We start from the raw sequence: 13,261 nt of genomic DNA, 5'->3' as shown, positions 1-13,261 counted from the left end.
GTACGGCAGCGCAATGCCAGTCAGGGTATCGCGTAGCCCGAGCGCGCTGATGGTGCGGTAATGATTCAGAATCAGCACATCCGGGCTGATCATCAGCTGCAGCAGAATCAGCGCGAAGAGGAAACCGGAAAATTTCAGGCGGAATCGCACCAGTGCATAAGCGGCCAGCGTGGCCAGCACCAGCTGGACCACCACAATCATCAGCACCAGCAGCGTGGTATTGAGGAAGTAGCGGGCAAACGGTGCCGCGTGCCAGGCATTGATGAAGTTCGCCAGCGTCAGCGGCGCCAGCAGCGAAAAGTGCCCCTGTCCGGCGGCCGGATGAATGGCAATCCACAGCGCCACCAGCATCGGCAAGCTCCACAGCAGCGCGGCCAGCCAAATCAGCAGGTTGAGCGCAAAACCGCCCGGAGAGGATGCAGCTTTCATTGATAATGGGCTCGCTTGTCCAGCAGATGAAATTTGATCAACGCAATCGATCCGAGGATCACCAGCAGCACTACCGTCATGGCCGACGCGGCTGACATGTCCCAGAAACTGAACGCGGTACGATAGATATAAAACAGCAGCAGGCTACTGCTGTTGTTTGGGCCGCCATTGGTCATGGCAATCACCTGATCGACAATGCGGAAGGCGTTCATCGAGGCGTTGATCAGCACAAACAACGTGGTTGGCAGCAGCAGCGGCCACTGCACGCGACGGAAAAAGTAACCGCGCGATGCGCCTTCAATGGCGGCGGCTTCGCTGAGGCGCGGATCGATCTGCTGCAGCGCGGCGAGATAAAAGATCATGAAAAAGCCCGCCTCGCGCCATACCGAAACCGCCATCAGGCAGTACAGCGTGGTATCCGGCTCGCCGAGCCAGTTGACCGCCGGTAGCGAAAACCATGCCAGCAGGCTATTCAGGATGCCAAGCTGTGGCGTGTAGAAAAACAGCCACAGATTGGCGATGGCGATCATCGGCAGCAGCGACGGAATGAAGAAGGCCGCACGCACCAGCGCGTTGCCGCGCAGCCGACGATTGACCGCCAGCGCCATCAGCAGCGCCAGCGTCACCGCCAGCGGAATGGTGATCAGCGCATACAGCAGGTTATTCCACAGCGACTGCATAAAGATGTCGTCATCCAGCAGCGCGCGATAGTTATCCAGCCCGACAAAATGGGCCGGATGCGAAGCGCGCGCGGCGCTGAACAGGCTCTGCCACAGCGTGGCCAGCGCCGGATAATGGGTAAACAGCAGCAGGAAGCTGAGCGCGGGCAGCAGCAGCAAATAGCCGCTGAGCTGCAATGACCACCCGCGCGGGCGCAGCGTGGCGGCGCTGACAGAGAATGAGCTCATCACGCGGCCGTCACTGATAGTTTTTCAGCAGGCGGTCAGCCTGTTTCTGCGCATCGGCCAGCGCCTGGGCCGGGGTTTTGCTCTGCGTCACCGCTGCTTCAATGGCGTGATTGAGCGCGTCCTGAATCTGCACGCTGTTGTAGGTCGAGAGTTCCGGCTGGGCATACTTCAGCTGCTCACGCGCCACCAGTGCCTGAGGCACCTGCTGCACATAGGCTTTCATTGCCGCCGTGTCCCACGCTGCCGGCGAGGTGGCGACATAGCCGGTAGCGATACTCCAGCGCGCGGCCTGTTCCGGTGCGGTGACCCAGCGGATGAAGCGCATCGCCGCCTGCTGCTGCGCCGGTGAGGCGCTTTTGAACACGTACAGGTTGCCGCCACCGGTCGGGCTGCCGCGCTGGGTTTTCTCCGGCAGCATGGCGACGCCAAACGGGAAGGTCGCGTTGTCGTGCACGTTGGTCAGGTTGCCGGTGGTGGTGACCATCATGGCCGTTTTGCCGCTGATGAAATCCTGCGGCGTGGTGCCCCAGGCAATCGCACCCTTCGGCGAGACTTCCTCTTTCTGGCCGAGATCGGTCAGCCACTGCAGGGTTTCCACGTTGCCCGGCGTGTTGAAATACACGGCGTTGCCCTTGCCGTTATCCAGCCGTCCGCCATTGGTGGCAGCCAGCCCCTGGAAATTCCAGTAGCCGTTCGGCGTGGAAGGGATCTCAATGCCCCACTGGCTGACGCCGCTGGCCTGTTTCAGCGTCAGTTTTTTGCTGAATGCCACCACCTGCTGCCAGGTGGCGGGTGGTGTATTCGGATCGAGACCGGCTTTCTCAAATGCCTGTTTGTTCCAGTACATCACCACGGTTGAGCGCTGAAAAGGCACGCCCCACACTTTGCCCTCAATGCGACGCAGAAAGGCCGGATAGAAGCTGTCGATCCACTGTTTGCCCTCTTCACCCGGGGCTAAATCGCTGGCGGCAACGATGGCACCGGCATCCATCAGCGACCAGGCTTCAATATCGCCCATCACCGCCAGCTGCGGTGCGTTACCGCCGCGAAACGCCGTCAGCGCTTTGGTCACGGTGGTGGCGTAATCGCCGGTGTAGACCGGCTGAATGCTGATCTCAGGGTGCTGTTTTTCAAAATCCGCCACCAGGGCTTCCACGGTGTGGCTGACTTTACCGCCGACCGCAATCGGATAGTACATCTGTAACTTCACCGGCTCAGCAGCAAACACTGACGCGGAGGCACACAGCATAACGACACAAGCCAGAGGCGAGAAACGGATCGCAGACATGATTTTCCCTTGAATAAACGACAACGGTTAAACAGCGTATTTTTTCTCAGCGAGCAACATCGGGTGTTCGGCAGCGACACAGCGCTGGCCGGAGGTGGTGGAAAACAGGTATTGCCGGCTGGTGGACCAGTGCAGGCCGACCAGACTGTCATCCGTGAAGCGCTGCAGGCCGGGCACTTTGACGGTCAGTGATTCCGTGATGCCGGGCAACCGACAGACCAGCAGCGTATCCGCGCCCATGTATTCGTAGCTCACTACCCGTGCACTCAGCGCGGCCTGCTGCGGGGCGACCAGCTGGATATCCTCCGCGCGCAGGCCCAGACTCAGCGCCGTTTCGCCGGCATAGGTCAGGAGCGGTGTGCTGAGATGGCTGAGGTAGTGATGCGCGCCTTTGCTGTGCAGTGGCAGGATATTCATCGGCGGTGCGCCAATAAACTGCGCGGCAAAACAGCTCGCCGGCTGGTTGTAGAGCTGGTCTGGCGTGCCGTGCTGCTCAATGCGGCCATCGTTGAGCAGAATGATGTGATCGGCCATGCTCATCGCTTCGGTCTGATCGTGGGTGACGTATAACATGGTCAGCCCGAGCTGCTTTTGCAGCGCGCGGATTTCGCGCCGCATGCTCTGACGCAGTTTGGCATCCAGGTTGGATAACGGCTCATCCATCAGGCACAGCGTATTGTTGGCGATCACCGCCCTGCCCAGCGCTACGCGCTGCTGCTGCCCGCCGGAGAGCTGTGAAGGCAGGCGCGCCAGCAGCGGTTCCAGTTCAAGCAGTGCGCTGACCTGCGCCAGCCGGGCGGCAAACTGTTGCTTATCTTCACCGCGCGCCTTCAGGCCAAACAGCAGATTCTCCCGCACGCTCAGGTGAGGAAACAGTGCGTAAGACTGAAACACCATCGACAGCTTGCGCTGCGCCGGTGGCAGAGGCGTGACGTCAGTGTGATTGAAATAAATGCGGCCGCTGTCGGCCGTTTCCAGCCCGGCGAGGGTGCGCAACAGCGTCGATTTACCGCAGCCTGAAGGCCCCAGCAGTGCGACGAAACTGCCTTGCGCCACGTCGAAGCTGATATCCTGCAGCGCGATTTTATCGCCCCAGGTTTTGGTGATGTGTTGCAGCGAGAGATGGCTCATGCATCCGCAGTCCTGAAATCAGAATGGCGGTAAGCTAGCTGAGGCGGATGAAAGATTTATGGCGCTGACGTGACGGTTGGGTGATGGACGGCGACCTGGCGCAGCATCCCCCTCACCCGGCACGCCCGCAGGCCGCGCCGGGCAGGCGTTTATGCGTTACTGCGACATGCTCAGAATGGTGCGGATGTTCTGCGCCGTGGTGGCAATGATGTCGATAGCGCCGGTACGCAGCGCGCCGAGGATCGCCATGGCTTTGGTGTTTTCAGCGGCAATGGCAATCACGCAGGGAATTTTACGCAGCTCGTCGATACTCAGGCCAATTACCCGGTCGTTCATCACCGTATCCACGTGCTGGCCCTGAGCATTAAAAAAATCATAGCCGGCCACATCACCGGTCACGCCCTGATTGACGCTGGCATCAATGATCTCATGCGGTGTGAACCAGCCGAGCTTCACCATATAGCTGTTTTCGTTCATGTCGCCGATGCCCACCAGTGCCACATCCGCTTTGCGCGCGCGGTCGAGCGTCTCTTTGATGGTGCCGTTTTGCATGAAAGCGTCACGCAGCGCCCGGTTTTCGACGTAAGCCGGGGCGTACAGGGTTTCGCTGATGCCGCCAAACTTTTTGGCCAGCCGGCGACTGATGTGGTCCGCGTTGATGGCATCCCCCGGACGATGGGTGCCGCCGATGCCGCTGATAAACAGGCAGTTGCGCGTCGGCACCTGACCGGGATAATCGGCGACGGCCGCCACGTTGCGCCCCTGGCCCACGGCGACAATAGCATTGTCTTTCAGCGACTGCGCGAGATGCGCCGACACCAGCGCCGCCACCTGACGCCGCTGCTCGTCGCTGTCTGGCGAATCGAGGGCAATCAGCGCGCGCTGCAGATGGGGAAAGCGCGTCTGCAACTGCTGTTCCAGCCGCGTACTGAACACCGGATGGTAGCGCACATTAATCTCGACGATGCCCTCTTCACGCGCGCGTTTCAGCAGTCGCCCCACCTTGATACGGGAAATCCCAAACTTACGCGCAATCTCCTCCTGGGTGATTTCGTCCTGATAGTAGGCGACGGCAATTTCCGTCAGCAGCTCGGAGTCCTGAGAAAGCGTGTTTTTTTCCATCCGTTACCTGTCTTGTATCGTCGTGCGGAGTGCTCAGCAGGGAGTTATATCATTGATGCGACTCGCTTCGCCAGCCAGCAACGCCGCGAGTCGCCGCTGCTGTCACGCTTAACGCTGAATGGCGTCAATTTTCAGCATGCGGGCAATAACCTTATCCAGCTCTTGCTGGTCGAAGATCTGTTTCCAGTCCGGTTTGATGATCTTCTCGCGGCCATACTCCATCGCGATCATGCAGGCGTCCGAGAACGGGTTGGTGGCGCGGAAAGCCACCGCCAGCGCAATCTGAATATGGCCGTACAGCATGGCCTTCGCTGCCTCTTCCGGGACGCCGCTGTGTTTCACCGTTTCATCCAGCGCCTCTTTCATGAAGGCACCGACCATGCAGGCGACGGTTTCGACCAGCGTCGGTTCCAGATACGCCAGTTGCGTCACCGTGACCCAGTGCACCTGATCAACCGGGCCGTACATCACGCTAATCACCTTACTCAGCTCTGCCTTCTGTTCAGCGCTGCCGCTTTCCCAGGCTGCCGCGACGTGCTGGACGGCAGCGACGCCACCAAACGCATCGGCGTGCTCCTCTTTGGTGTAGCGGGCAAGAAATACCGACGGATGGCACGGGTGCGCGACCGCATACTCGATGCCGTCACGCTGGGCGATCAGGTTGGCGTAGGCCGCGGCCGGATCGAGCGTCAGCAGCACCGCACCGCTTTGCATCTGTGGCACCACGCTTTGCGAGACTTTGCCCAGTACGATATCCGGCACGGCGAGGATCACCACGTCACTCAGCGGCACCACCGACGCGGCATCCGACAGCTCGCGTCCCTGTGCAGTCACCTGCTGCTGCGCCTGCGGTGAATTCTCGCAGTAAAACACCTGATAAGCGCTGTGCTGCAAATTAGCGGAAATACGCATGCCCATTTTGCCGCCTGCGCCGATCACGGTGATGGTTTTCAATGCCTTGCTCATGTTAACGACTCCTGATCTTGTTTACTGCGTAGGAATTCAACGGCGCGGCGGGTCCATTCGGCTTCCCGCGCGCAGGTCTGCGCGGCATTGTCCTGCCACGGCAACCAGTGTTCGATGATTTGGTTGATGTCGCGATCGGCCGGCCGCACGCTGGCGATCAGCCGGTCATAATCCAGCTTCCCTTCGCCCATCGGACAGCCGGCCAGGGTAAAACCGACCCAGCCGGCACGGCGGGTAAAGGCGAAATCTTTGATGTGCAGATTGCCGACGCGCGCAGCGGTATTGGCGATCACCTGCTCCTGCAGTTCCAGTCCGGCGACGCAATTGGCCGGATCGAGACAGACGCACAGCCACGGCGAGAGAAAGCGGTTGATCACCGACATCATCGCCGCGCTGCTGACCTGCTCGTAGGTTTCCAGGCACAGCCGCACCTGCTGGCGAGCAAAATCCGGCAGCACGGCAGCAATCAGAATGGCCGCTTCATCCAGCGATGGCCGGTGATCGGCGGTGTTGAACATGGAGCGCACCACGCGCGCGTCGAGAATGGCGGCGATGTGCAGATAGCGGCGCAGGTGCGCGCTGCCGAGACCGCGCGTACCCAGCTCCAGCGTGATGCCAAGTGCATCCGCCTGCTGACGCAGCGCCAGCAGCTGTTCATCTGACCACTGCTCAATTGCCGGGTAGTCGCAAATCTGAAATACCGACACGTCGAGATCGGCGGTGTGCTGCAGCATCTGCGCCAGCGTGAGCGGCTGTGGCACCTGGGGCGACATGCGCCAGAAAAAGGCGTAGGTACTGAGTCCAATGCGGCTCATGACGGCAGCTCCTCAGCCAGCGCACTGGCTTCCTGCACGATTTGCGCCAGCGCCTGCGGATCGTGGGCAAAGCGGCCGAGGAACAGGCCGTTGACGTCGTCGCCGAGGCGCTGAATCAGACCCGGCCCGGCGCTGCCGCCGTAAATCACCCGCAGCTTGATGCCGTCTGGCGTCGTCAGCTGCTGTAGCCCGCTGCACACCGCGCGGATGTAGCTGTCCGGCGCCGGCTGCGGTGCGCCAATGGCCCACTGCGGTTCGTAAGCAAACAACACTTCTCCGTGCAGATTGTGCTGTACTGCCTCCGCCAGCGCCTCCTGCAGCTGCTGCTGGCACAGCGCAATCGCCTGCTCAGGCGTGCCCTGCTGCGGTTCACCGATGCACAGCACCGGGGTCAGGCGATAACGCAGCGCCATCGCCACTTTGCCGGCAATCTGCGTTTTATCTTCATGAAAATGGCGACGGCGTTCGGCGTGACCGATCTCCGCCAGTGAGCACCCCAGCTCCTGCAGCATGCTGGCGCTGACCTCACCGGTCCAGGCGCCGTTTTCCGCCTGACACACGTCCTGCGCGCCGACGCGCACCGGCGTGCCGGCAAAGATCTCCGTTACCGCCGGGATGGCCGGATAAGCGGGCAGCACAAACAGCCCGACATCACCGCGCTGCACTGCCGGATGCTGCGCCAGCGTCGCAACCTCGCGACACCACGCCAGCGTTTGCTGATAGCCGAAATACATTTTCAGGCTGACGCCAAGCCAGATTTTAGGCTGAGCCATAATTACGCTCCCTGTTCAGATGCACTGTGTTCTTTTAACAGATTGCCAACGGTGTTGACGATCATCGCCAGTGAAACCGCACCGGCGTCCGGCGTGCCAACGCTTTTTTCAGCCAGCGGCCGCGCACGCCCCACTTTCGGTACCAGCTGTGCGGTGGCCTGCGCGGCCTGCTCCGCCACCGCTGCCGCACGTAACCAGGCTTCGGTGAGTGATGCGCCCTGCGCGACCGCAGCGCTCAGCGTGTCGCTAAACGGAACCAGCACGTCAACCATGGTTTTATCACCGACGCGCGCTTTGCCGAAGTGCATAATGCCCTCTTTGGCATCCCGGACGCCGGCAGCGACGCGTGGTGCATCCGCTGCCGCGCTGTCGCCCAGCGCGGTGCCGAGCGCGGTCAGTGCCACGCCCCACAGTGCCCCGGACGTGCCGCCCGCTTTATCCGCCCAGGCATCGGCGGCGCGACACAGCAGACTGCCAGCGCCGGCGCCACGCGCGGCCACCTTACGCGCCTTTTCTACCGCGCCGAGTACGCCGCGCTCCATACCAATGCCGTGATCGCCGTCGCCCGCTACCGCATCAATGTCGCCCAGCTGGCCGGCATGACGCTGAATCATCACCGCCACCGCTTCCAGCAGTTCAAGAACGCGCCGGGCGCTGTGTTGTGATGTGGTGCTGGCCTGCGGTAACGCCTCTTCACGGATCTCTTCGCACTCGGCGGCGCTGAGCGGTTCGGCAATCAGGACGCTGCCTTTGCGGTAGGCCGGCGTATTGGCCGGCGCGCGCCACAGCGTTTCCAGTTCATCATCGAGCCACATCAGCGTCAGCGAGACGCCTGCCATGTTAAAACTGGTGACGAATTCGCCGACATCCGGCTCCACCACCTGCAACTGCGCCGCCGACAGCAGCTGGGCGATGCGGCGATACACCACAAACAGCTCTTCATACTTGACTGAACCGAGACCGTTGAGGATTACCGCCACGCGCTGTCCCGCCACCTGTGCCACATCCGCTGGCCGCTCACTCAGCAGTCGGTCGACAAAGATTTCTGCCAGCTCGTCGGCGCGCGGCACCGCCGTTTCGCTGATGCCCGGCTCACCGTGGATGCCCAGCCCGAGCGCCATCCGCCCTTTCTCTACCTCAAACAGTGGATGCGCAGCGCCCGGCAGCGTACAGCCGGAAAATGCCACGCCGAAGGTGCGGGTGCGATCGTTGGCGTGCTGCGCTTTTTTCAGCACCGTAGCCAGATTGTCACCCGCTTCTGCCGCGGCCGCAGCCACTTTAAACACACACAGATCGCCAGCGACGCCGCGTCGCTTCAGACGCTCATCGTGGCTGGCGCTGGACACATCATCCGTTACCGCCAGCACCTCACAGGCAATACCCTCAGCGCGCAGCCGCTCGCACGCCTGACCAAAATGCAGCACGTCACCGGCATAGTTTCCAAACAGCAACAGCACACCCGCGCCGTTATGCGCCGCGCGCGCGACGTTATAGATTTGCTGCGCCGACGGCGAAGCGAACAGATTGCCCATTGCCGCCCCGTGCGCCAGGCCCTGGCCGACCAATCCGGCAAAGGCGGGATAGTGACCGGAACCGCCACCGACAATCACCGCCACGGTATCCGGCTGGCTGCGCGTGCTGCGCACCACACCACCGCTCACCTGGCGTACTTTATCGGCGTTGGCGGCCACAAAGCCTTCGATCAGTTCCGCGGCAAACGCGGATGGCTGGTTAAACAGGTACGTCATGTTATTGCTCCTGTACAAATGAGGCTGGCAGAGGCTGCGCGCGACGGCGATTGAGAAACAGCATCAATACAGCGGAGAGCAGCATAAAACCGCCGACCACGAACATCGGTAACACATAACTGTGAGTGGCATCATGCAGTGCGCCGGTGATGTAACCGGCGGAAAAACCCGCCACGTTGCCCAGGGTGTTAATCAGCGCAATCGCCGCCGCTGCCGATGCGCCGGTCAGGAACTGCGTTGGCAGCGTCCAGAAATTGGGCAATGCGGCGAAGATGGCGCTGGCCGTTACGGCGATCACCAGGATGGTGGTAAACGGTGAATCCATGTAGAGCGCCAGCGGTACGCTGACGCCACCCGCGACCGCAGGAATCGCGATGTGCCAGGTTTTACAGCCACGCCGCGCGGCATCCCGCGACCAGAAAAACATCACGACGGCGGCGATCAGGTACGGCACGCCGGTGATCAGCCCTTTCTGCATCACGTTGAAGGTGGTGCCAAACTGCTGCTGGAAGCCGGCGATAATGGTCGGCAGGAAGAACGCCAGCGCGTACAGGCCGTAAATAAAGCCGAAGTAGATCAGGCACAGCATCCACACGCGGCTGTTGCCCATCACCGAACGCACGCTGTGCGGGTGCTGGCCCTGCTTGTGCTGATGTTCCGCTTCCAGTTCGGCTATCAACCAGTTTTTCTCGTCGTCATTCAGCCACTTCGCCTGACGCGGCGAGTCCACCAGCCAGAACAGCGCCACAATCCCGATGAGGATCGCCGGCAGCGATACGCCCATAAACATTACGCGCCAGCCCTCCAGGCCAAACAGGCCGTGCTGCTCAATCAGCGAGGCAGCCAGCGGTGCGCCAAATACCACCGTCAGCGGTTGTGCCAGGTAGAACAGCGAGAGAATTTTGCTGCGGTGGCGCGCCGGCACCCACAGGCTGAGATAAAGGATGGCGCCCGGGAAGAAACCGGCCTCGGCAATCCCCAGCAGCAGGCGCAGCGTGTACAGCCCTTCGACACTGCTGACCCAGGTAAACAGCAGCGAGACGATGCCCCAGCTGATCATGATGCGCGCCAGCCAGCGCCGCGCGCCGAACTTATGCAGCGCCAGGTTGCTGGGCACTTCCAGCAGGATGTAACCAATAAAGAAGATACCGGAGGCGAGACCAAACTGCAGCGCACTGAGGCCGAGATCCTGCGTCATGCCATTTGGGCCGGCAAAGGAAATGGCGGTGCGATCGAGGAAGTTGATAAAGAACATCAGCGCCACAAACGGTACCAGGCGCCAGGAGATCTTGCGGATTGCGGTCTGCTCAACCGCGCTGACAGCAGAGTGATTCATAACGCACCTCCGGAACGTGCGCAGTGAGACGGTGTTGGCCAGGCGCAAAACCGGCGCTGGCGACAGACAGAATGCGAGGTAAGAAGCAAATGACACATGTTCGAGTCCTCAATGGGTCTTCTTGTACATGGATAGGGTCATGCGAACAAATGAACACTACACGTATATTTGCTCGCTCCTCAAGCGCAGTTGGCGAAAGTGTGACAATGCGCATGAGATTTGATTTCAGCGACATTTTCAGGATTTTTCGCAGCAGAGCGGCGCTGCGCGACCATGACGACAGCGTTGGCACGAGATTTTGCGTGGTCGATCGCTAAATCATATGAACATGCATTGAACATGTGTTTGATTTTGTGGCAGGCTATCAGTGAACATCTAATCACCTGACGAACATATGTGCAGGTGTCAGACCCTGTATCACTGGAGAGACGTGATGAAAACTATCGCTATTGGTGCCGATGATGCGGCTATCGATTTGAAAAACATCATTAAAAAGCTGCTGGAAGAGCAGGATTATCAGGTAACTGATTACAGTAACGACGCGCAAAATGACCGCCCGATGTATCCGGACGTGGCGTTTGCGCTCGCTACGGCGGTGCAGCAAAAGCAGTTTGAGCGCGGCATTTTGCTGTGTGGCACCGGCATTGGCGTCGCGATTGTTGCCAATAAAGTGGAAGGCGTGCGCGCCGCGCAGTGCCATGACACCTTCTCCGCCGAGCGCGCGCGCAAAAGTAATAATGCGCAGATCATGACCATGGGCTCACGCGTAATCGGGCCGGAACTGGCGAAAAACATCGTTAACGCCTGGCTGGCATCCGAGTTTGAAGGGGGCGGTTCGACCGCCAAAGTGGAGAAGATCGGTTACTACGAACAGGTGTCACACGCGAAATAATGTGTCATCGGGCGCTGAGTTGCAAAGCCGGCAGCGCCTGAGTGGGTGACATCGCCAGCGGCACGCTGACACGACTGGCCTCTTTAGTGCATGCCAGCCGTGTCATACCCGGTGTTTTAACTGCCGCTTAGCGTACCGCTGAGCACTGCAGGCGCATCCTGCTGCACCAGAAAGGCGACCAGCAGGGCGTCGCGTTCACCGTGGATAGCCGGCAAGGCAGCGCTATCGCTTACCGCATCGCCCTTTTGCAGTCGCACATCCCCGGTGCGTGCAATACCCTCCAGCACCGTGACCCAGCTGGCATAACCCGGCAAATGCGGCACCTCGATCTGTGCTCCACGATCCAGCCTGACGTCATAGATGTAAACGGCCTGACGCAGCGTCAGCGGCGCCTCACTGTGTTGCGGACCGGCCAGCAGCGTCCACTGGTTGAGCGCCGCCCCTTCTTCCCGGTACACGCTCTGCACCTGCCCTTCACCGCCGCCGGTTGCCGGGCGGATGTACGCCTGCAGCATTTCGCTTTCAATCAGCGGTGCTGACTCTTCATGACGTACCCCACTGCCCGCGTTCACCAGCAGTGCGCGTTTGCCGTTGAGGGCGAGAGTCTCTCCCTCCTCGCGCCGGTACTGCACCGAGCCGCGCCAGACATAGCTGAAAATCTCATCATCCTGATGGCGGCGCATCGGTACCATCGCGCCGGGCTTCAGCGTCATCTGGTCGACAATTGCCAGCGCGCCCAGTGGTTCTCCCGGACGCTGCCGGCGAATGGTAAAGGGACCGTATTCAAACAGCTGGTCGCGCTGCGCTTTAATCACGTTCATCAGTGGCTTCCTCAAAAATCAGATTCTGATGACCATCATAAAGGCTGCAAAATTGCGTAACAGTAGGGCTTTTTGTTGGCTTAAATCAGTGGTTTTGAATGACCTTCGTCCGCGCCTTTAGCCTGCTGCAGTACGAAACTGAGCGCCAGGTGCGGGCTGGTGAGTGGCCGCTGTGGCACAGGAAAACGCGACGCGGCGCCGGCCATCGACACCTGCGCTAACGCCACCTGAACCGCGCCCTGCTGCTGTCCCTGAGCGACGGCATCGGCGATCAGTGTGTAATAGTCGTCCAGCCGGCCAGCTTTGAATGCGGCCCAGGCATCAGGGATAAGCCTGACTTGCGGACGCTGGTCGGGTGCCAGACGCTCCGGGCAAAACAGCTGGCGTGTGCTGTGCAGCGTAGACTCCGCGGCACACAGCACCAGCGCGGGTGCGCCACGGCGATGCACTTCGTCCGCCAGCATACGGTCAGTGCGATAAACCGCACAGCGCTGTTGTGCATCGCGCAGGCTGTCTGCGGCGGCGCCTAAGGTAGAGCAGGTAATCAGTATCGCGTCGAACCACGGCGTCAGGCTGAGTAACAGCTGCTCCAGACGCTGCTGCTGGGCCGGCGTCATGCCACCGCTGAGCTCTGCTTCTGCCAGCAGATGTGGCATCACCAGATGGCTGATTTGCTGAGGCGGAATGCAGAGCGACTGCGCGGCGTCATCAAAAATAGCAATATTACTGGCGGCGGTATGCAGGCAGGCAATGGTCACAACGATTCCTTATCGCTTCAGGTTCAGTACGTTGCACTATAGCCGCAATCGGTGACGGAATGCAGCTTTACCGCTGGCTGGCAGGCTTCGCCGGATGCGGTGCGAGGCCGTTTCAACGCCTCGCACCGTGCAACCTTCCTTCAGCCGGTTAGCGCGAAGTGTAGTCTCAGAACCACACTTCTGCCTGTACGCCAAAGTTCCAGCTACCGCCAGCGGTAAAGCCCGCGCTGCCGAAATCATCGTTCAGCGCATAGTTGTCCAGCGCTTTAGACCA

At 60.6% G+C, this 13,261-nt stretch carries 13 protein-coding genes and 1 pseudogene; 1 reads left to right on the top strand and 13 read right to left on the bottom strand.

Annotation, left to right across the window (positions count from 1 at the left end; translation table 11 throughout):
• From FT726_RS23430 to FT726_RS23385, 10 genes and pseudogenes are all read right to left on the bottom strand, one after another.
• Positions 1-429, bottom strand: a pseudogene (locus FT726_RS23430) (carbohydrate ABC transporter permease); the annotation flags it as partial.
• Entirely contained in the window at positions 426-1,337 is a 912-nt protein-coding gene (locus FT726_RS23425) for a sugar ABC transporter permease (RefSeq protein WP_346303531.1), read from the bottom strand. The gene FT726_RS23425 and the pseudogene FT726_RS23430, both read right to left, overlap by 4 nt.
• 10 nt (positions 1,338-1,347) lie before the next feature.
• Entirely contained in the window at positions 1,348-2,625 is a 1,278-nt protein-coding gene (locus FT726_RS23420) for an ABC transporter substrate-binding protein (RefSeq protein WP_031279080.1), read from the bottom strand.
• 27 nt (positions 2,626-2,652) lie between these two features.
• A complete protein-coding gene (locus FT726_RS23415) occupies positions 2,653-3,756 on the bottom strand; it encodes an ABC transporter ATP-binding protein (protein WP_288422496.1) in 1,104 nt (367 codons plus the stop codon).
• Positions 3,757-3,912: 156 nt separating this feature from the next.
• Positions 3,913-4,878: a sugar-binding transcriptional regulator gene (locus tag FT726_RS23410; protein ID WP_021506007.1), complete on the bottom strand. Its 966-nt coding sequence runs from the start codon at positions 4,876-4,878 to the stop codon at positions 3,913-3,915.
• A 108-nt stretch (positions 4,879-4,986) separates the two neighbouring features.
• On the bottom strand, positions 4,987-5,844 hold the full coding sequence (locus tag FT726_RS23405; RefSeq protein ID WP_088518233.1) for a phosphogluconate dehydrogenase C-terminal domain-containing protein: 858 nt from the start codon (positions 5,842-5,844) through the stop codon (positions 4,987-4,989).
• The gene (locus FT726_RS23400; protein ID WP_288422494.1) at positions 5,841-6,659 is read right to left on the bottom strand and encodes a sugar phosphate isomerase/epimerase; all 819 of its coding nucleotides are present in this window, start codon (positions 6,657-6,659) and stop codon (positions 5,841-5,843) included. The genes FT726_RS23405 and FT726_RS23400 overlap by 4 nt, the downstream gene beginning before the upstream one ends.
• Positions 6,656-7,432 (bottom strand): triose-phosphate isomerase family protein, encoded by a 777-nt coding sequence (locus FT726_RS23395; RefSeq protein ID WP_346303530.1) that lies wholly within the window; start codon positions 7,430-7,432, stop codon positions 6,656-6,658. The genes FT726_RS23400 and FT726_RS23395 overlap by 4 nt, the downstream gene beginning before the upstream one ends.
• A gap of 2 nt (positions 7,433-7,434) precedes the next feature.
• Entirely contained in the window at positions 7,435-9,180 is a 1,746-nt protein-coding gene (locus FT726_RS23390; RefSeq protein WP_346303529.1) for a dihydroxyacetone kinase family protein, read from the bottom strand.
• Position 9,181: 1 nt separating this feature from the next.
• Positions 9,182-10,516: an MFS transporter gene (locus FT726_RS23385; protein WP_058774655.1), complete on the bottom strand. Its 1,335-nt coding sequence runs from the start codon at positions 10,514-10,516 to the stop codon at positions 9,182-9,184.
• 433 nt (positions 10,517-10,949) lie between these two features.
• Between FT726_RS23385 and FT726_RS23380 the strand changes: the two genes are divergently transcribed.
• Positions 10,950-11,408: an RpiB/LacA/LacB family sugar-phosphate isomerase gene (locus tag FT726_RS23380; RefSeq protein ID WP_021506001.1), complete on the top strand. Its 459-nt coding sequence runs from the start codon at positions 10,950-10,952 to the stop codon at positions 11,406-11,408.
• Positions 11,409-11,524: 116 nt separating this feature from the next.
• Here FT726_RS23380 and FT726_RS23375 read toward each other — a convergent pair whose 3' ends face one another.
• The 3 genes from FT726_RS23375 to FT726_RS23365 all read right to left on the bottom strand — a co-directional run.
• Complete coding sequence (locus tag FT726_RS23375; RefSeq protein ID WP_058758586.1) at positions 11,525-12,229, bottom strand: pirin family protein; 705 nt, start codon at positions 12,227-12,229, stop codon at positions 11,525-11,527.
• Between the two features lie 80 nt (positions 12,230-12,309).
• Positions 12,310-12,987 (bottom strand): glutamate racemase, encoded by a 678-nt coding sequence (locus tag FT726_RS23370; protein ID WP_288422491.1) that lies wholly within the window; start codon positions 12,985-12,987, stop codon positions 12,310-12,312.
• Positions 12,988-13,153: 166 nt separating this feature from the next.
• Positions 13,154-13,261: hypothetical protein (locus FT726_RS23365; RefSeq protein ID WP_346303532.1), on the bottom strand; the 108-nt coding region annotated here is incomplete at its 5' end.

Source organism: Pantoea sp. Morm, assembly GCF_016643525.1.
Taxonomy (GTDB): Bacteria; Pseudomonadota; Gammaproteobacteria; order Enterobacterales; family Enterobacteriaceae; genus Pantoea; species Pantoea dispersa.
This window is presented reverse-complemented; position numbering and strand designations above follow the sequence as displayed.

Bases quoted from the DNA above. Each gene is read 5' to 3' on its own strand.
- FT726_RS23425 (WP_346303531.1), bottom strand. From the start codon at position 1,337: ATGAGCTCATTCTCTGTCAGCGCCGCCACGCTGCGCCCGCGCGGGTGG.
- FT726_RS23420 (WP_031279080.1), bottom strand. From the start codon at position 2,625: ATGTCTGCGATCCGTTTCTCGCCTCTGGCTTGTGTCGTTATGCTGTGT.
- FT726_RS23415 (WP_288422496.1), bottom strand. From the start codon at position 3,756: ATGAGCCATCTCTCGCTGCAACACATCACCAAAACCTGGGGCGATAAA.
- FT726_RS23410 (WP_021506007.1), bottom strand. From the start codon at position 4,878: ATGGAAAAAAACACGCTTTCTCAGGACTCCGAGCTGCTGACGGAAATT.
- FT726_RS23405 (WP_088518233.1), bottom strand. From the start codon at position 5,844: ATGAGCAAGGCATTGAAAACCATCACCGTGATCGGCGCAGGCGGCAAA.
- FT726_RS23400 (WP_288422494.1), bottom strand. From the start codon at position 6,659: ATGAGCCGCATTGGACTCAGTACCTACGCCTTTTTCTGGCGCATGTCG.
- FT726_RS23395 (WP_346303530.1), bottom strand. From the start codon at position 7,432: ATGGCTCAGCCTAAAATCTGGCTTGGCGTCAGCCTGAAAATGTATTTC.
- FT726_RS23390 (WP_346303529.1), bottom strand. From the start codon at position 9,180: ATGACGTACCTGTTTAACCAGCCATCCGCGTTTGCCGCGGAACTGATC.
- FT726_RS23385 (WP_058774655.1), bottom strand. From the start codon at position 10,516: ATGAATCACTCTGCTGTCAGCGCGGTTGAGCAGACCGCAATCCGCAAG.
- FT726_RS23380 (WP_021506001.1), top strand. From the start codon at position 10,950: ATGAAAACTATCGCTATTGGTGCCGATGATGCGGCTATCGATTTGAAA.
- FT726_RS23375 (WP_058758586.1), bottom strand. From the start codon at position 12,229: ATGAACGTGATTAAAGCGCAGCGCGACCAGCTGTTTGAATACGGTCCC.